Source organism: Streptomyces sp. NPDC028331 (assembly GCF_055565775.1).
The window spans coordinates 53,124-71,690 of record NZ_JBVHTR010000015.1; the positions used below are offsets into that span (position 1 = coordinate 53,124).

13 protein-coding genes are annotated in these 18,567 nt (G+C 72.1%); 4 read left to right on the forward strand and 9 right to left on the reverse strand.

All coding sequences use genetic code 11. The features are described from left to right. Window positions 1–56 precede the first annotated feature (56 nt). Window positions 57–575: an ATP-binding protein gene (locus ACZ4SW_RS22320; protein WP_468247762.1), complete on the reverse strand. Its 519-nt coding sequence runs from the start codon at window positions 573–575 to the stop codon at window positions 57–59. A gap of 232 nt (window positions 576–807) precedes the next feature. On the opposite strand from ACZ4SW_RS22320, the gene ACZ4SW_RS22325 reads away from it, so the two are divergent. Further along, a complete protein-coding gene (locus tag ACZ4SW_RS22325) occupies window positions 808–1,557 on the forward strand; it encodes an enoyl-CoA hydratase/isomerase family protein (RefSeq protein WP_468247070.1) in 750 nt (249 codons plus the stop codon). Here the strand turns inward: ACZ4SW_RS22325 and ACZ4SW_RS22330 are convergent. Both ACZ4SW_RS22330 and ACZ4SW_RS22335 read right to left on the reverse strand, forming a co-directional pair. Beyond that, entirely contained in the window at window positions 1,544–2,179 is a 636-nt protein-coding gene (locus ACZ4SW_RS22330; RefSeq protein WP_468247077.1) for a DJ-1/PfpI family protein, read from the reverse strand. The genes ACZ4SW_RS22325 and ACZ4SW_RS22330 overlap by 14 nt on opposite strands. 11 nt (window positions 2,180–2,190) lie before the next feature. After that, complete coding sequence (locus ACZ4SW_RS22335) at window positions 2,191–3,144, reverse strand: GlxA family transcriptional regulator (RefSeq protein WP_468247081.1); 954 nt, start codon at window positions 3,142–3,144, stop codon at window positions 2,191–2,193. Window positions 3,145–3,258: 114 nt separating this feature from the next. Here ACZ4SW_RS22335 and ACZ4SW_RS22340 point away from each other — a divergent pair, with 114 nt between their 5' ends. Beyond that, a complete protein-coding gene (locus ACZ4SW_RS22340; protein WP_468247086.1) occupies window positions 3,259–4,125 on the forward strand; it encodes an SCO6745 family protein in 867 nt (288 codons plus the stop codon). Between the two features lie 191 nt (window positions 4,126–4,316). Continuing rightward, window positions 4,317–6,680: a Tex family protein gene (locus tag ACZ4SW_RS22345; protein WP_468247093.1), complete on the forward strand. Its 2,364-nt coding sequence runs from the start codon at window positions 4,317–4,319 to the stop codon at window positions 6,678–6,680. A 228-nt stretch (window positions 6,681–6,908) separates the two neighbouring features. Here the strand turns inward: ACZ4SW_RS22345 and ACZ4SW_RS22350 are convergent, their stop codons facing one another. The 4 genes from ACZ4SW_RS22350 to ACZ4SW_RS22365 form a co-directional block, all read right to left on the reverse strand. Then, a complete protein-coding gene (locus tag ACZ4SW_RS22350; protein ID WP_468247102.1) occupies window positions 6,909–7,754 on the reverse strand; it encodes an LLM class flavin-dependent oxidoreductase in 846 nt (281 codons plus the stop codon). Window positions 7,755–7,938: 184 nt separating this feature from the next. Next, a complete protein-coding gene (locus ACZ4SW_RS22355) occupies window positions 7,939–9,579 on the reverse strand; it encodes an ABC-F family ATP-binding cassette domain-containing protein (protein ID WP_468247108.1) in 1,641 nt (546 codons plus the stop codon). A gap of 47 nt (window positions 9,580–9,626) precedes the next feature. Continuing rightward, window positions 9,627–10,649 carry an oxidoreductase gene (locus tag ACZ4SW_RS22360; protein ID WP_468247114.1) on the reverse strand — a complete coding sequence of 341 codons (1,023 nt, stop codon included), beginning with the start codon at window positions 10,647–10,649 and terminating at the stop codon, window positions 9,627–9,629. Between the two features lie 149 nt (window positions 10,650–10,798). Next, window positions 10,799–12,751: a Xaa-Pro dipeptidyl-peptidase gene (locus ACZ4SW_RS22365; RefSeq protein ID WP_468247119.1), complete on the reverse strand. Its 1,953-nt coding sequence runs from the start codon at window positions 12,749–12,751 to the stop codon at window positions 10,799–10,801. A gap of 215 nt (window positions 12,752–12,966) precedes the next feature. On the opposite strand from ACZ4SW_RS22365, the gene ACZ4SW_RS22370 reads away from it, so the two are divergent. Then, a complete protein-coding gene (locus ACZ4SW_RS22370) occupies window positions 12,967–14,460 on the forward strand; it encodes a M1 family metallopeptidase (RefSeq protein ID WP_468247126.1) in 1,494 nt (497 codons plus the stop codon). 148 nt (window positions 14,461–14,608) lie between these two features. Here ACZ4SW_RS22370 and ACZ4SW_RS22375 read toward each other — a convergent pair whose 3' ends face one another. Both ACZ4SW_RS22375 and ACZ4SW_RS22380 read right to left on the reverse strand, forming a co-directional pair. Next, window positions 14,609–16,075 (reverse strand): amino acid permease, encoded by a 1,467-nt coding sequence (locus ACZ4SW_RS22375; RefSeq protein WP_468247132.1) that lies wholly within the window; start codon window positions 16,073–16,075, stop codon window positions 14,609–14,611. A gap of 291 nt (window positions 16,076–16,366) precedes the next feature. Next, window positions 16,367–18,547, reverse strand: coding sequence for a 3-hydroxyacyl-CoA dehydrogenase NAD-binding domain-containing protein (locus tag ACZ4SW_RS22380; protein WP_468247138.1), 2,181 nt, complete (start codon window positions 18,545–18,547; stop codon window positions 16,367–16,369). Window positions 18,548–18,567 lie beyond the last annotated feature (20 nt).

Consider the following 18,567-nt stretch of genomic DNA (forward strand, 5'->3'; position numbering starts at 1 on the left):
ACCAAGGCCGGCGGACGAAGGCCGGTGAAGGGCCGGGCCGCGGATGCGGGACCCGCTCAGAGGAGGCCCGTGGGCTTGAGCGGGAGCGCGGCCCAGATCACCTTGCCGCCGCCTGCCGTGTGCTCCACGTCGCAGACTCCGCCCGCCTCCCTGGTCACCTCCCGGACCAGGAGCAGTCCGCGGCCTCCGGTGCGGCCGTGGTCGGCCTCCAGCGCGCTCGGGCGGTAGGGGTGGTCGTCCTCCACCGCCACCCGCACCCACTCGGGACCGACGGCGACCTCCACGGCGAGCATGGGCGACAGCAGCGCCGCATGCCGGACCGCGTTGGTGACCAGCTCGGAGACGATCAGCAACAGCGCCTGCACGGTGTCGTCCGAGACGGGCACGCCCTGACGGACGAGCAGGTCCCGGACGGCGTGCCGCGCCTGCGGCACCGAGGCGTCCACGGCGGCGGCGGTGAACCGCCACACCCCCTCGTACGGCAGCGGTCCCGATGGCCGCGCGCCGTCCGGCGCGTTCCCGCCGCCTTCAGGGCGTGGGCCAGATGGGCCAGACCCTCGCCCTTGGTTCTCCATCGTCCGGTCGCCACCCTTGCGCTCGATTGTCACCACACGTCGAGTGTTGGGAATGCGCTGGTCCGTCCCAAAAGACTGAACACAAGTCAGCGTGTTTCGACGACATCTGACCACTTGGCGTATGACACGGTCAGTTGTGTGACAGCTCCTGGTCCTCGCCGCGCCCTCTTGCGAACTCTTCGGGTTGTAGGCGTTCGCCGGGAGTCCGGGCGCTGCGGATAGCATCCGGCGTATGGAGCCGCAGCTGCTGCACCGCGTCGCCGACGGAGTCGCGACCGTCGTCATCCACCATCCGGCCAAGCGGAACGCCATGACGGCCGCGATGTGGGAGGCGTTGCCGCCGCTGCTCGACACCCTGGCCGCCGATCCGGCCGTCCGGGCGCTGGTGCTGACCGGGGAGGGCGGCACGTTCTGCGCGGGCGCCGACATCTCCACGCTGAGGGGCTCCCCGGAACGGGCCCAGACGCTCGCGGTGCGGGCCGAGGAGGCGCTGGCCGCGTTCCCGAAGCCGACGCTGGCGGCGGTTCGCGGGCACTGTGTGGGCGGAGGGGCGCAGCTCGCGGCGGCCTGCGACCTGCGGTTCGCGGAGGAGGGGGCACTGTTCGGGGTGACGCCCGCCAAGCTGGGCATCGTCTACCCGGCCTCCTCCACCCGGCGGCTGGTGTCGCTGGTGGGCCCGGGCACCGCCAAGTACCTGCTGTTCTCCGGCGAGTTGATGGAGGCGGAACGGGCGCTGCGGACCGGCCTGGTCGAGGAGGTGCTGCCGGAGGGGGAACTGGACAAGCGGGTCGCGGAGTTCACGCGTGTGCTGGCCGCACGCTCGCAGCTCACGCAGGCGGCGGCCAAGGAGTTCGCGAACGGGCGGACGGACCGGGACGCGTACTGGGCCGGGCAGGCGCGCGGAAGCGGCGACACCGCGGAGGGCGTCACCGCGTTCCTGGAGCGCAGACGGCCGCGCTTCACCTGGACTACCGCAGGATGAAGCGGCTGCGGGCGCGGAGCAGATCGACGATGTGGGCGGGGGCCTTGCGCGGTGATCCGGCGTCGTAGGGCGGCTGCGGGTCGTACTCCGTGCCGAGCTGGACGGCTTGGGCGACGTCGTCGCCCGCGATGCGGCCGAGCAGCGCGAGGGCCATGTCGAGGCCGGAGGACACGCCGGCGGCGGTGACGTACTTGCCGTCGAACACCACGCGCTCCTCGGCGGGTTCGGCGCCGAACCGCTTCAGCTCGTCGAGGGCCAGCCAGTGCGAGGTCGCGCGGCGGCCGTCCAGCAGGCCGGCGGCGGCGAGCAGCAGGGACCCGGAGCACACGGAGGTCGTCCAGGTGCTGGTCGCGTCAGCGGCGCGGAGCCAGTCCAGCAGGGGCGCGTGGTCCATCAGCGCGCTCTGGCCGGGACCGCCGGACACCACGACGACGTCGGGGGCGGGCACCTCGGTGAGGGCCTTGTCCGCGGTGATGGCGAGCGCTCCGGTCTCCGTGCGCACGGGACCGGCGTCCTCGGCGACGAAGACGGTCTCCGCGTCCGGCATACGGGAGAGGATCTCGTACGGCCCGACGGCGTCGAGGGCGGTGAAGCGGTCGTAGACGACGATGGCGATCTGCATGGGGCTTCCCTTCAGCGGGCGGTCGCGGGACGGAAGCGGCGGCGGTACTCCGCCGGGGACGCGCCGAGCGCCTTCACGAAGGCGCGGCGCATGGCCTCGGGTGTGCCGTAGCCGCTGGTGCGGGAGATCTCCTCGATGCCGTCGGCGGTGTCCTCCAGCAGACGGCGGGCGTGTTCCAGGCGGACGCGGTCGACGTAGCGGCCCGGCGTCATGCCCGTCTCGGCCTGGAAGGCGCGGGCGAAGTGGCGGGGCGACAGCCGGGCGCGGGCGGCGAGCGCCTCCACGGTGAGGTCGTCGCCCGGGTGCTCGCTGATCCAGCGCTGGACCTCGCGCAGCGGTTCGCGCCGCGCGGTCTGGGCGGCGAGCTGGGCGCTGAACTGGGCCTGGTTGCCGGGACGGCGCAGGAAGACGACCAGGTGGCGGGCGATGGCCAGGGCGGTCTCGCGGCCGAGGTCCTCCTCGACGAGGGCCAGCGCGAGGTCGATGCCGGAGGTGACACCGGCCGAGGTGGCGACGTGTCCGTCGCGCACGTAGATGGGGTCGGGGTCGACCTCGACCGCGGGGTGGTGACGGGCCAGCGTCTCGCAGTACGCCCAGTGGGTGGTGGCGCGGCGGCCGTCCAGCAGGCCCGCGCGGGCGAGCAGGACGGCACCGGTGCAGACGGAGACCAGACGGCCGGCGCGGGGGCCGTGCTCGCGCACCCAGTCGACCAGGCGCTCGTCGGGGCGCCGGGTGCCCTGGCCGCCGGGGACGATCAGGGTGTGCGGGGCGGGCGCGTCGGCGAGGGGCAGGTCGGGGACGAGCGCGAGTCCGCTGGAGGTGCGGACCGGGCTGCCGTCCAGGGAGGCCGTGACGAGGCGGTAGGACCCGGGACAGCACCGCTCGGCACCCGCGAAGACCTCCACCGGACCGGTGACGTCGAGGCTCTGCACGTCCTCGAAGAGGAGGACCAGGACGGTGCGCATGCCGTCGATTCTGGGCGGCCCTCGGAATGGCCGCAACGACGAATACCCCACCTTTCCTGCCATGCCGACGCCCGCGCTGTGCGACGTACCAACCAGTCGGTAACGTTTCGGTCCATGACCTCTCCCCTGCCGGAGCGCGCCGGGCGGCGCTGCCACAATGTGATCAATCCGCTGCATTCGACGCACTACTTCTCACCGGATCTGGACCGCGAACTGACCGCCGTGGGCGTGTCCGACCGCAGGGCCGCCTATTTCGCCGTGCGGGCCGCCGCCATGGGCCCCGTGGGCGCAGGTGTGGTGACGGCCTCCTTCTACAACTTCCACCCCGGGCTGGTGGCACGGCACGTGCCCGCCGTGTGGGACACGGCGTCCCCCCAGGTGGTGCTCGCGGCACGCGCGCGTGCCGTCGACGCGACGCTGCGGCGGCTGCTCGGCGAGGAGACCGTCGCCGCCAAGGAGATGACCGAGGCGGCGGAACTCGCCCTGCGCGCGACCGAGGCGTGCACCCGGCACGCACGCCCCCTGTACGCCGCGCACGCCGATCTGCCGGTGCCGGACGAACCGCACCTGGCGTTCTGGCACGCGACGACGCTGCTGAGGGAGCACCGCGGCGACGGCCATCTGGCGGTGCTGCTGGCCGCGGAGCTCGATCCGCTGGAGGCGCTGGCGACGCACACCGCGACCGGCAAGGGCATGGCCCCGAAGTGGGTGCTCGCCACGCGCGGCTGGAGCCGGGAGGACTGGGACGCGGCGTGCGGGCGGCTGCGCGAGCGTGGACTGCTCCGTGCGGACGGCGAGTTGACCGAGGCGGGCAGCGCGCTGCGCAAGGAGATCGAGGCGGAGACCGACCGTCTCGACCGGGCCCCGTACGAGCACCTCGGCGCCGCGGGCGTCGAACGGCTGACGGAGCTCGCGGGCGCGCTGCTGAGCACGGCTCTCGCGGCCGGCGCCTTCCCGGAGGGCATGGTCGGCAAGGGATGAGGCCGGCTGCTCGGCGGGGCCTCGGCGGGGCTTCCTGCTGTGGCCGCCGGGCCTGAGCGGGCCGGCGGATCCCCGGCCCACGGGGCGGCGGAGCCCGGCACCGCCGCCCCGTGTCCCCGCCCTGAGCCCCGTTGTCGGCGCGACCTGCCACAATTGCCGCGCAACCTCAGTGGAGAAGGCGGTACGGGATCGTGACGACACCCGGGTCCCTCGGAGCAGGGTCCATCGAAGGCAGGATCGCCGAGGAGCTCGGCGTACGGGAGCGGCAGGTGAAGGCCGCGGTCGAGCTGCTGGACGGCGGCTCGACGGTGCCCTTCATCGCCCGCTACCGCAAGGAAGCGACCGAGATGCTCGACGACGCGCAACTGCGCGTGATCGAGGAGCGGCTGCGCTATCTGCGGGAGCTGGAGGAGCGGCGCACCGCGATCCTGGAGTCGGTGCGCGAGCAGGGCAAGCTCACCGGGGAGCTGGAGGCGCAGATCCGGGGCGCCGAGACCAAGGCGCGCCTGGAGGACATCTACCTCCCCTACAAGCCCAAGCGGCGCACCAAGGCGCAGATCGCGCGCGAGGCCGGCCTGGAGCCGCTGGCCGAGGGGCTGCTGGGCGACCCGACCGTCGAGCCCCTGGCCGCGGCCGCCGCCTTCGTCGACGCCGACAAGGGGGTGCCCGACCCGCAGGCCGCGCTGGACGGTGCGCGGGCCATCCTCACCGAGCGGTTCTCGGAGGACGCGGACCTCATCGGCGAGCTGCGCGAACGGATGTGGGTGCGTGGGCGGCTCGCCTCCAAGGTGCGGGAGGGCAAGGAGGAGGCGGGTGCCAAGTTCGCCGACTACTTCGACTTCGCGGAGCCCTTCACGGAGCTGCCCTCGCACCGGGTCCTCGCCCTGCTGCGCGGCGAGAAGGAGGAGGTCCTCGACCTCGTCCTGGAGCCGGAGGAGCCCACGGACGGCCCGTCGTCGTACGAGGGGATCGTGGCGCACCGCTTCGGGATCGCCGACCGCGGCCGGCCCGCCGACAAGTGGCTGCTGGACACGGTCCGCTGGGCCTGGCGCACCCGCATCCTGGTGCACCTCGGCATCGATCTGCGGCTCAGGCTGCGCACGGCCGCCGAGGACGAGGCCGTCAAGGTCTTCGCGGCGAACCTGCGCGACCTGCTGCTGGCCGCCCCCGCCGGTACGCGGGCGACGCTGGGCCTGGACCCCGGTTTCCGTACGGGTGTGAAGGTGGCCGTGGTGGACGCGACCGGCAAGGTGGTCGCCACCGACGTCATCCACCCGCACGTCCCGGCCAACAGGTGGGACGAGGCCATCGCCAGGCTGGCGCGGCTGGCGAAGGAGCACGCGGTCGAGCTGATCGCCATCGGCAACGGCACGGCGTCCCGCGAGACCGACAAGCTCGCCGGTGAACTCATCGCCAAGCACCCGGAGTTGAAGCTCACGAAGGTGATGGTGTCCGAGGCGGGCGCGTCGGTGTACTCGGCGTCGGCGTTCGCCTCGCAGGAGCTGCCGGACATGGACGTGTCGCTGCGCGGCGCGGTCTCCATCGCCCGTCGCCTGCAGGACCCGCTCGCCGAGCTGGTGAAGATCGACCCGAAGTCCATCGGCGTGGGCCAGTACCAGCACGACCTGTCCGAGGTGAAGCTGTCGCGCTCGCTGGACGCGGTGGTCGAGGACTGTGTGAACGGCGTGGGGGTGGACGTCAACACCGCGTCGGCTCCGCTGCTCGCCCGGGTCTCCGGCATCTCCTCGGGGCTCGCGGAGAACATCGTGGCGCACCGGGACGCCAACGGCCCGTTCAGGTCCCGTGCGGAGCTGAAGAAGGTGGCACGCCTCGGGCCCAAGGCGTACGAGCAGTGCGCGGGCTTCCTGCGGATCCGCGGCGGCGACGACCCGCTGGACGCCTCCAGCGTGCACCCCGAGGCGTACCCGGTGGTCCGGCGGATGGTGAAGACGACGGGCCAGGAGGTGGCCTCCCTCATCGGGAACACCGCGGTGCTGCGCTCGCTCAAGGCGTCCGACTTCGTGGACGAGACGTTCGGTCTGCCGACGGTGACCGACATCCTCAAGGAGCTGGAGAAGCCGGGTCGTGACCCGCGGCCCGCGTTCAAGACGGCCAGCTTCAAGGAGGGCGTCGAGAAGATCTCCGACCTGTCGGCCGGGATGGTCCTGGAGGGCGTCGTCACGAACGTCGCCGCGTTCGGCGCCTTCATCGACGTCGGCGTCCACCAGGACGGTCTGGTGCACGTCTCCGCGATGTCGAAGACGTTCGTCAAGGACCCGCGGGACGTGGTGAAGCCGGGCGACATCGTGAAGGTGAAGGTGCTGGACGTCGACATCCCGCGCAAGCGGATCTCGCTGACGCTGCGGCTGGACGACGAGGCGGCGCCGCAGGGGCAGTCCTCCGGCGGCGGCCGGCAGCGCGGCGGGCGTCCCCCGCAGCAGCGGCAGGGCCGCCAGGGCGGAGCCTCCCGTCAGGCGCCCCCGCCGGCCAACAGCGCGATGGCGGACGCACTGCGCCGCGCGGGCCTGCTCGACCAGAAGCCGGGTCGCCGCTGACGCCCGGGGCCCGGAACACCCCGGGCACTCCACCGGCCCCCGTCAGGGTCCCCCGTGGTGCCCTGGCGGCGGGGGTGAGCTGACGCCGCAGCGCCCGGGCCCGCCGCACGGGGCGGGCCCGGGCTGTGGGGCGGCCGGGGCGACGGCGTCAGGACCCGGGCCGTGGGTGTGCAGGGCAGCGGCCGGGCCCGGTTGCCCGGGTCGTCGGCCGGCTGTTCGCCCGGGTCGTCACAGGACGTCGGCCAGGCGGTCGACCTGGGCGGGGTCGAGGCCGTAGCAGTAGAGCATCACCTCGTCGGCGCCGAGGTCGGTGAAGGCGGTGACCGCCTCCCGGATCTCCGCCGGTGTGGTGAGCATCCCCTCGACCATCCGGTCGGCCATGCCGGTGAAGGTGTAGTACGCGTGCATGGCGGCCCGGGCGTCGTCGATCACCTCCTGCGGGCCGAGCGCCACGTTGACCTGCGCGACGAGGCGGGGCTCGCCGTCGCGGCCGTGCTCGCGCCAGAACCCGCGGACGGTGTCGAACAGGCCGCCCGCCCAGGAGGGCGGTGCGGCGGCGAGGAAGCCGTCGCCCCACCGGGCGACGCGTTCGAGCGCGGCCGGCTTGAACCCGCCGAAGAGCACCTCTGGGCCGCCGGGGCGAGCGGGCGCCGGTCCGATGGGACCGACGCCGTCGCCGTACGGCTCACCGGACCACAGGCGGCGCATGACCGCCATCTGCTCGTCGAGGCGCCGGCCCCGGGTGCGCGGGTCGGTCCCGGTCGCCCGGTGGTCGTCGTCACGGCCGCCGATGCCCAGGCCGAGGACCAGCCGCCCACCGGTCATCCGGTCCAGGGTGGCGGCCTGCTTGGCGAGCAGGGCGGTGTCACGCAGCGGGGCCAGCAGCACCTCGGTCTGGACACGGATGCGGGAGGTGGCGCCCGCGAGGACGGAGAGCGCGACCAGCGGTTCGGGATTGTCGTAAACGAGCCGGTCGAGCAGGCCCAGGGTGCTGAAGGGCCCGGCGTCGGCGCGCCGCGCCCAGGTGAGCAGGGTGGTGGGGTCGCCGATGGGCAGACCGATACCGATGTTCATACGGGAGAACCTCCGACAGGAAGGGTCGACAAGGACGGCCGCCCCTCCGGCACCTCGGCGAGGGCACACCACGCCCTGGGTGGGACGCTCCCGCTCTGCGGCGTACTTCGGGGGAACGTCTCATCGGAGTGAACTCACTGTAGAGCGAGGGGAGTTCGGGGTACAACCCGATTACCCGACGGGGTCACCGGTGTTCCGTCACCTTGCCGTCCGCCACCTCCAGACGGCGTGTCACCCGTACCGCGTCCAGCATGCGGCGGTCGTGGGTGACCAGGAGCAGGGTGCCCTCGTAGGAGTCCAGGGCCGCCTCCAGTTGCTCGATCGCCGGCAGGTCAAGGTGGTTCGTCGGCTCGTCCAGGACCAGCAGGTTCACGCCCCGGCCCTGGAGCAACGCCAGTGCGGCACGGGTGCGTTCCCCCGGGGAGAGCGTCGCCGCGGGGCGCAGGATGTGGTCCGTCTTCAGGCCGAACTTGGCGAGCAGGGTGCGCACCTCGACCGGCTCGGTGTCCGGGACCGCCGCGCGGAACGCCTCCAGCAGGGATTCCGGGCCGTGGAACAGCTTGCGGGCCTGGTCGACCTCGCCGACCAGGACGCCGGAGCCGAGGGAGGCGTGTCCCGCGTCGAGCGGGACACGGCCCAGCAGCGCGCCGAGCAGGGTGGACTTGCCCGCGCCGTTCGCCCCCGTCACCGCGACCCGGTCGGCCCAGTCGATCTGCAGGGAGACCGGGCCGAAGGTGAAGTCGCCGCGCCGGACCTCCGCGTCCCGCAGCGTGGCGACGACCGCGCCCGAGCGGGGTGCCGCCGCGATCTGCATGCGCAGCTCCCACTCCTTGCGGGGCTCCTCGACGACCTCCAGGCGCTCGATCATGCGCTGGGTCTGCCGGGCCTTGGCGGCCTGCTTCTCGCTGGCCTCGCTGCGGAACTTGCGGCCGATCTTGTCGTTGTCGCTCGCCTTGCGGCGGGCGTTCCTGACCCCCTTGTCCATCCAGGCGCGCTGCGTCAGGGCCCGCTCCTGGAGGGCGGACTTCTTGTCGGCGTACTCCTCGTACTCCTCGCGTGCGTGCCGGCGGGCCCGCTCGCGTTCCTCGAGGTAGGCCTGGTATCCGCCGCCGTAGAGGTTGGTCTGCCGCTGTGCGAGGTCGAGTTCGAGGACCTTGGTGACCGTGCGGGTGAGGAACTCGCGGTCGTGGCTGACGACGACCGTCCCGGCGCGCAGGCCGCCGACGAAGTGCTCCAGCCGCTCCAGGCCGTCCAGGTCGAGGTCGTTCGTGGGCTCGTCGAGCAGGAAGACGTCGTAGCGGGACAGCAGCAGGGAGGCGAGGCCGACGCGGGCCGCCTGACCGCCGGACAGGGACGTCATCGGCTGGTCGGGGCCGACGCCCAGGCGGAGGGAGTCGGCGACCTCCTCGGCGCGCTCGTCGAGGTCCGCGCCGCCGAGGGCGAGCCAGCGCTCCAGGCTCGCCGCGTACGCGTCGTCGGCGCCGGGCGCCCCGTCGACGAGCCCCTGGGTGGCCTCGTCCATCGCGCGCTGGGCCTCGGCCACGCCCGTGCGGCGCGCGAGGAACTCCCGTACCGTCTCCCCCGTCCGGCGCTCCGGTTCCTGCGGCAGATGCCCCACCGTCGCGGTCGCCGGGGAAAGCCGCAGCTCGCCCTGCTCGGGGTTGAGCAGCCCGGCGAGCATGCGCAGCAGGGTGGACTTCCCGGCGCCGTTGGCACCGACGAGCCCGATCACGTCGCCGGGCGCGACGACGAGGTCGAGCCCGGTGAACAGCGAGCGGTCGCCGTGCCCGGCGGCGAGGTTCTTGGCGACGAGGGTGGCAGTCATCAGACCGCGATCCTAACGGCCGCCCGCTGCCGCCGGCGCCCGGATTCTCATCGCGCCACGGCCTCCACCAGCACACCTCCGGAGGTCCGCGCCACGAGGAACGCCTCGCCTTTCACCGCCTTGGCGTCCAGGGCGATGCGGTGGCGGCCCGGCTGGAGGACGCCGTCGAACACCTCGCTGGTGTGCGTGCGGTAGAGGCGGTCGAGACGGTACGCGGTGAGACGGACGCGGCAGGGGGAGCCGACGTCGACGCACGCCGCGCCGTCTTCGGCGGCCAGTCCGGTCAGGCGGCGCCGCTCCACCGGGCTGCGGTCCAGGGCCTGTTCGATCTGGGCGACGAGCAGCGGGATGATCGGAGCGAGCCCGTCGACATGAGCGACATCGATGCCGGCGTCCTCGAAGGAGCGGCGTACGCAGGCGCGTTCCTCCGCGGTGACCGCCCGGCCGAAGGCGACGGCACTGTACTGGCGCAGTTCCTCGGCGGGGACGCCGGTCGCGTCGTGGGCGATGTCGGCGCCGATGCCGATGGTGCGCAGGGCGGCGGCGAGCTTGGCGAGCACGGCGACACGGGCGCCGATCAGCAGCACACGGCGCCGGGGCGCGGGGGTACCGCCGGTCAGCAGGGCGTCCAGCGCGGCGCGGTACTGGACCCCGTGGAAGCGGAAGGGGCCGATGCCGTGGTAGCCGTTGAGCCGGAGGTCGGCGGTGTCGCCGGTCTGCCAGGCGAAGTCCCGCCAGATGTAGTCGTCGCCGTCGCGCTCGATGACCGCGGTGACCGCTCCGCACGCCAGGTCCTCGCACTCGGGGCAGCCGTAGAGGACGTACCGGCCGCCCGGCAGCGGTGCGGCGGTCTCCAGCAGCAGGCCGCGCACCTGCGCGGTGAAGATCGCGGGCGGTATGTCGGAGGCCAGCGGGGAGACGGCGTCCAGGTCGGACAGCCGGCAGAGCAGTGGGTGTCCGTCCACGACGAAGTCCACGAAGTCCCGGTGCGCCTCGAAGTCACCGTCGGCGAGGACGGCACCGGCCCGCATCGCCGGTGCCAGGCCGAAGGTCGCGTATGCGGCAGACATGCTGTGAGTATCCCCACACGGCGAGTGATGCGAGCACGGCAGGACGGATTCGGTCTGCGCCCCGGGGCGGCCGGGCCGGCGACCACGGCGGGTCGGCGGCGGCGGTCGGCCCGGCCGCCCGGGGCACCGTCACAGGCCGTGCGCCGCCGTCAGGCGCCGCCGGGGACGCGGTGGACCGTGCGCGGGCCGCCCAGGCCGTACGGGGTGGTGGGTGCCGTGGTGGCCGCGGGCGCACCGGATGCGGCACCCGCGAACGCCGCGGCCCCGCCGGCGAGCGGCACCCGGGCCGCCGTGCGGGACAGGTCCACGGTCAGGGTGGGCGTGGTGGACGGAGGGTCGATGAGGTCCTTGTCGGTGCCCGCGACGATCAGCGCCAGCCGGTGGCCCTTCGGGACGACGTGGTCGGTCGCGGCCAGGTCGAGCGTGATCGTGTACGCCCGTCCCGGGGTCAGCGGGACGCCCTTCACGTCCGAGGCGTAGTGGCCGAGGTCGGCCCAGCCGCGGCTGAACACCGTGGCGGCGACGTCCGCCGTCTTCGCCTCGGTGGCCTTGAAGCAGGCGCTGTCGCCGACGGTGCTCGAGCCCCAGCAGGTGCGGTCGGTGAGCGTGGTGATGCCCTCCGCGGAGTCGGCGTAGTCCCGGATCGTGGCGGGGCCGAGGTCGACGAGCACGGCGGACAGGTGGGCCGACGACGTGGTCGGCGTGACGGTGACGGTCACCGTGGAGGAGCCGGAGATCCGCAGGTCCTTCGACAGCGCCGGGGTGACGAATCCGGCCTTGTCCGAAGTGGACCGGTCGATGTGCGCGGCCCAGTCGTTCTCACCGAGCCGCGGGTCGTCGGTGAAGGTCTCGGTGCCGCTGCCGGGTCGCAGTCCGAGGGTGCCGACGCCCGCCCGGTCGCCGCGGCCGGGCCGCAGCGTGGTCGCGGCCGTGTCGCGGGGCGGCCAGACGGTGGAGGTGACCCACTGGTCGGGGTGGCGTTCGATGTCGGCCATGGGCTCGCGGTCGACGCCGTTGTCGTAGCCGAGGAGTTCGTGGTCGAACCAGCGGTGCAGGGTGTCCACCCACTGGGCGCGCCGGTAGTCGAAGGGGTCGACGTGCCCGGTCTGCGAGAGCCAGATCTTGCGCTTGACGCCGTGCTGGGCGAGGGCGTTCCACCACTGGCCGAGGTGCTTGGTGCGCACGTTGAGGTCCTGCATGCCGTGCACGAGGAAGACGCTCGCCCGGACCTTGCCCGCGTCCTTCACGTAGTCGCGTGCGGTCCACAGCGGTGTCCGGTCACCGGTGCGCGGCGCGCCGTCGACGAGTTGTCGCTGCACGGCGGCGCACCTGGCCCGGGCGTCGGGGCTCTCGACGGCGTTGGACAGCCAGTCCGGGCCCGAGTCGTACAGGGGTGCGCCCTTGGCGAAGTAGTAGTCGTACCAGGAGGAGATGGCGCTGATGGGCACGATGGTCTTCAGGCCCTTGACGCCGGTGGCGGCGACTCCGTTGGCGATGGTGCCGTCCCAGCTCTTGCCGATCATGCCGGTGGCGCCGTCGGTCCAGTTCGCCCTGGCGGGCGTGGTGCCGGTGCGGGTGGTGTAGGCCCGTGCCCGGCCGTTGAGCCAGTCGATCACTGCTGTGGCGGACTGGATGTCGGAGCGCCCGCCGACGTCCACGCAGCCGTCGGAGCGATTGGTTCCGGCCAGGTCCACGCCGACGAAGGCGTAGCCGCGGGGCACGAAGTAGTTGTCGTAGAACAGCGGCATCCGGACGACGTGGCCGCTCGCGTCGTAGGTCTTCGTCTGGCTCTCGTTGCCGCGTCCGCAGCAGGAGTAGTAGGGGCTGGCGTCCATGATGACGGGCACCTTGCGGCCCTGGGCCGCGGGTTCGCGGGGCCGGACGATGTCGGCGGCGACGCGGTCGGTCTTCCCGTCGCCGTCGCCGTCCAGGCCGGTGTCCACCCAGACGGACTCGCGGATGGCGTTCGCGTACGAGTAGACGGGCCGGCTCTCCCGGGGGGCGCTGTGGGCGGCCGCGGGGGTGAGGAAGACCGCCAGGAGGGCGGCGGTGGCCGCCGCCGCGAGCGGTCTGAGGGCTGTGAGGGGGGTGGTGATCCGCATGCGCGGGACGGTACCCGCAGCAACTCGCGTGCAGAAGAGGGCATCTGAGGGACAGTCGGGTACTTCGCGATCGGCAGGGCCGATGGGGCGGGGGTGGCTCGTGTCGGCCGGATGGCGATCGTGTGACAGGGGGTGCCATGGACATGCCGGGGGATGCGGGGTCTGAATAGGCTCCGGACCGAACAGACCTCGTGCCCCTACGACTTGGAGTTCTCGTGCACCGCAGACTCATCGCCCCGGGCGCACTCGCGGCGGCTTCCCTGTTGCTGGCGATCCCGGCATCGGCGGCCGACTACAGCCCCGGTGCTCCGGGTATCGGCGACCCCTACTACCCGTACTACGGCAACGGCGGATACGACGTCTCCCACTACGACCTGCGGCTGACGTACCAGCCGAAGACGGACGAGCTGCAGGGCACGGCGACGATCCTGGCGCGGACGACACAGGACCTGTCGCGCTTCGACCTGGACTTCCTGCTCGATGTGAGCGAGGTGCGGGTGAACGGCGCCAAGGCGTCCTTCACCACCTCGGGCCAGCACGAGCTGGTGGTCACGCCCACCACCCCGCTGCCGAAGGGCACGCCCGTCACCGTCGTGGTCCGGTACAGCGGCGTGCCGTCCACGAAGAGCGCGTACGGCTTCACCACCTGGCACCGCACCCCGGACGGCGCGGTCGCCGCGGACGAGCCCGAGTCGGCGTGGTGGTGGTTCCCGAGCAACGACCACCCCAGCGACAAGGCGACGTACGACGTTTCGGTGGCCGTGCCGGACGGCACCCAGGCGATATCCAACGGCACACTGCAGTCGACGAGTTCCAAGCTGGGCTGGACGCGCTACAACTGGCGCGAGAACAAGCCGCAGGCGACGTATCTCACCACGCTCGCGATCGGGAAGTTCGACATCACGACCAGCACGTCGGACGGCGGCATACCGGTCGTCAACGCCTACAGCAAGGACCTCGGGGACAACGACGGGGCCGCACGGGCGAGCGTGGAGCGCACCGGGGAGATCGTCGACTGGCTCAGCGGCTACTTCGGGCCGTATCCGTTCGGCTCGGCGGGCGGATACGTGCCGAACACGACCACGGGGTACGCGCTCGAGACGCAGACCCGCGTGTACTACAGCCCGAAGCAGTTCGCGAACGGCTCCAACACGTCGGTCGTGGTGCACGAGCTGGCGCACCAGTGGTACGGCGACGACGTGTCGCTGAAGGACTGGAAGGACATCTGGATCAACGAGGGCTTCGCGCGGTACGCGCAGTGGCTGTGGTCGGAGCACGAGGGCGAGGGCACGACGCAGGAGCTCGCCGACTACGTGTACGCCTCGCACCCGGCCGACGACGCCTTCTGGACGGTGAAGCCGGGTGACCCCGGCCCGGACGACCAGTTCGACATCGCGGTCTACGACCGGGGCGCGCTGGCCATCCAGGCGCTGCGGAACGAGATCGGGGACGACGCGTTCTTCGCCGTTCTCAAGGGCTGGCCGAAGGAGCACGCGTACGGCAACGCCTCGGTGGCGGACTTCCGGACGTACGCGGAGAAGGTGTCCGGGAAGCCGCTGAGCGCGCTCTTCGACACCTGGCTGTTCCAGCCGTCGAAGCCGGCGGCACCGGCGGCGCGCGCCGCGTCCGTCGCACCGGCTTCGGCCGCCGTGCCGCAGCCGAAGTCCTGGAAGAAGATCGCGGCGACGAACGACGCGCACTCCGGCTGACCGGCGGGGCTCACCGGGGCCCGACGGCTCGCCGGGTCCGAGGCCGGCTCCGTGACGTGGACGCACGCGCGGGACTCGGCCTCGGCCGGGGCTCACGGCGCAGGGGCAGGCTCCCGGGGCCGGGGCCCCGGGAGCCGGGCCGCTGAGCCTACTTCGTGAGGTCGGTCAGTTCCCGGTTCGCGGCCTGTTCGATGCGGCGGCGCAGCGCGAACCAGCCGCCGACCAGCAGGACCGCGATCACGGGGATGAGCAGCAGGGTCTTGCGGCCGACCTCGGGGTCGTTCCACATCAGGCCCAGGCAGACGAGCAGGAAGGCGATCGTCGCGATCTCCGTGACCGGGCTGCCGGGCAGCCGGAAGGACGGCCGGGTGACCTGGCCCGCCCGGGCGCGGCGGACGAAGATCAGGTGGCAGATCATGATGATCACCCAGGTGCTGACGATCCCGAGGGACGCCACGTTCAGCACGATCTCGAAGGCCTGGCTCGGCACGAAGTAGTTCAGGCCGACGCCGATCACGCACACCGCGCAGGTCAGCAGGATGCCGCCGTAGGGCACCTGGCTGCGGTTCATCCGCGCCGTGAACTTCGGCGCGGAGCCCGCCATCGCCATGGAGCGCAGGATGCGGCCGGTGGAGTACAGGCCGGAGTTCAGCGAGGACATCGCGGCGGTGAGGACGACCAGGTTCATCACGCCGCCCGCGCCGTGGACGCCGATCTTCGACAGCACGGTGACGAAGGGGCTCTCGTCCCCGGAGTACACCGAACCGGGCAGCAGCAGCGCGAGCAGGACCACGGAGCCGACGTAGAACAGACCCACGCGCCACATGATCGAGTTCACCGCGCGCGGCACGACCTTCTCGGGCTCCGCCGTCTCGCCCGCGGCGACGCCCACCAGCTCCAGGGCCGCGTAGGCGAAGATCACGCCCTGCATCACCAGGACGACGGGCATCAGCCCGTGCGGGAAGATCCCGCCGTTGTCGGTGATCACGCCGAGACCGGGGGTGCGACCGTCCACGTCGTGCCGCGTGGCCAGCAGGAAGATGCCGACGAACATGAAGGCCACCAGGGTGGCGACCTTGATGATCGCGAACCAGAACTCCATCTCGCCGAAGATCTTCACCGAGATCAGGTTAACGGCCAGCACGACCGCGAGGGCGATCAGGGCGAGCACCCACTGCGGGATGGAGGTGAAGAAGCTCCAGTAGTGGGTGTAGAGCGCGATGGCCGTGATGTCGGCGATACCGGTCGTCGACCAGTTCAGGAAGTACATCCAGCCGGCGACGTACGCCCCCTTCTCGCCGAGGAACTCGCGCGCGTACGACACGAACGACCCGGACGAGGGCCGGTACAGGACCAGCTCGCCGAGGGCGCGGACGACGAAGAAGGCGAAGACGCCGCAGACCAGGTACGCCAGCGCCAGGGCGGGACCCGCGGTGTGCAGCCGACCGCCGGCACCGAGGAAGAGACCGGTGCCGATCGCCCCGCCGATGGCGATCATGTTGATGTGGCGGGCCTTGAGGTCCTTGCTGTAACCGGCGTCGCCCGCGTCCGCGGGCGCCCGGGTCGCATCGGTGTGGGATGCAACCGCGGCCGTGTTCACGGCGTCCTTGCTCACGAGTGGATCTACTCTCTGGTACGCCCGGCGCTGGGGTGGTGCGCGGGTTTCCGGATGGGGCTCGGTCCGGCCACCCCTGACGCGGCACAGACCAAGGGCTCACCTTCTCGCGCAGGCCGCTCGGTATGCGATGGCGCACGTCACAGAGCGGAACTTCTCACATGTTCGTCACGTGTTCACCTTGCGTTGGCCATGAAGTCGCCTCGTGTATGCCGCCAAGGCGCCGAGTGGCAGGATCGGCTCACGCTCGCCGGACGGGGGCGGGCGCCGGCCCCCGTCCGGCGAACCGTGTCAGCGAGCGTCGGCGAACCGCTCCCCCTTCTCCGCCTTCTCCACCAGCAGCGCGGGCGGAGTGAACTGCTCGCCGTACCGCTCGGCCAGCTCCCGGGCGCGGGCCACGAAGCCGGGCAGGCCGCCCTCGTAGCCGTTGATGTACTGCAGGACGCCGCCGGTCCAGCCGGGGAAGCCGATGCCGAAGATCGAGCCGATGTTGGCGTCGGCGACGGAGGTCAGTACGCCCTCCTCGAGGAGCCGGACGGTGTCCAGCGCCTCGGAGAACAGCATGCGCTCCTGCATGTCGCGGAACGGGATCCGGTACCCGGGCTCGGTGAAGTGCTCCCGCAGGCCCGGCCACAGGCGGCCGCGCTTGCCGTCCTCGCCGTACTCGTAGAACCCGGCGCCGCCGCTGCGCCCGGTGCGGCCGAACTCGTCGACCATGCGGTCGATGACCGACTCCGCCGGGTGCGGGGTCCAGGTGCCGCCCGCCTCCTCCACGGCCCGCTTCGTCTCGTTGCGGATCTTCCGGGGCAGGGTCAGCGTCAGCTCGTCCATCAGGGACAGCACCTTCGCCGGGTAGCCCGCCTGCGCCGCCGCCTGCTCCACGGACGCGGGCTCGATGCCCTCGCCGACCATCGCCACGCCCTCGTTGATGAAGTGGCCGATGACCCGGGAGGTGAAGAAGCCGCGCGAGTCGTTGACCACGATCGGCGTCTTGTTGATCTGCCGCACCAGGTCGAAGGCGCGGGCCAGCGCCTCCTCCCCGGTCCGCCTGCCCTTGATGATCTCGACGAGCGGCATCTTGTCGACCGGCGAGAAGAAGTGCAGCCCAACGAAGTCGGACTGCCGCTCCACGCCCTCGGCGAGCGTGGTGATCGGCAGCGTGGAGGTGTTGGAGCACAGCAGCGCGTCGGGCTCGACGACGTTCTCGATCTCCTGGAACACCTTGTGCTTGAGCGCCGGGTCCTCGAACACGGCCTCGATGACGGCGTCGCAGCCCGCGAGGTCGCCGGCCTCGGCGGTCGGGGTGATACGGGCGAGCAGCGCGTCGGCCTTCTCCTGGGTCGTACGGCCCTTGGCGACCGCCTTGGCGCACAGCTTCTCCGAGTAGCCCTTGCCCTTGACGGCCGCCTCCAGCGAGACGTCCTTGAGGACCACCTCGATGCCCGCGCGGGCGCAGGAGTACGCGATGCCCGCGCCCATCATCCCGGCGCCGAGGACACCGACCTTGCGGACCCGGCGCGGCTCGATGCCCCGCGGGCGGTTGGCACCCGAGTTGACGGCCTGGAGGTCGAAGAAGAACGCCTGGATCATGTTCTTCGCGGTCTGCCCGGTGACCAGCTCGGTGAAGTAGCGCGCCTCGATGGTCAGGGCGGTCTCGAAGTCGACCTGGGAGCCCTCGACGGCCGCGGCGAGGATGTTGCGCGGGGCGGGGTAGGGGGCGCCGTTGAGCTGCTTCTTGAGGTTGGCGGGGAAGGCGGGCAGGTTGGCGGCGAACTTGGGGTTGGACGGCGTGCCGCCCGGGATCTTGTAGCCCGGCCTGTCCCAGGGCTGGTGGGACTCGGGGTTGGCGTCGATGAAGGCACGCGCCTTGGCCATCATCTCCTCGCGGGTGGCGGCCACCTCGTGCACCAGGCCGTTCTCCAGGGCGCGCCGGGGCGAGTACTGGGTGCCCTGGAGCAGCACCTTGAGCAGGGCGTCGGCGATGCCCATCAGGCGTACGGTGCGGGTGACGCCGCCACCCGCCGGGAGCAGGCCCAGCGTCACCTCCGGCAGGCCGATCTTGGAGCCGGGGGCGTCGAGGGCGATGCGGTGGTGGGAGGCGAGCGCGATCTCGTATCCGCCGCCCAGGGCCGCGCCGTTGAGGGCGGCGACGACCGGCTTGCCGAGGGTCTCGATACGGCGCAGGGAGTTCTTGATCGCCACACCGGTCTCGAACGCCTGCCGGGCGTCCTCGGGACCGGCCTTCATCATGTCCTTCAGGTCGCCGCCCGCGAAGAAGGTCTTCTTGGCGGAGGTGTAGACGATGCCGCGGATGGAGTCCTTCTCGGCCTCGGCGCGCTCGGCGATCGCCGCGATCGACTCCTTGAACGCCTGGTTCATGGTGTTCGCGGACTGGTTCGGGTCGTCGAGGACGAGGGTGACGACGCCGGTGTCGTCCTGCTCCCAGCGGATGGTGGTGGACTCTGTGCTCATCGGGGTGCTCCGTAAGGTCC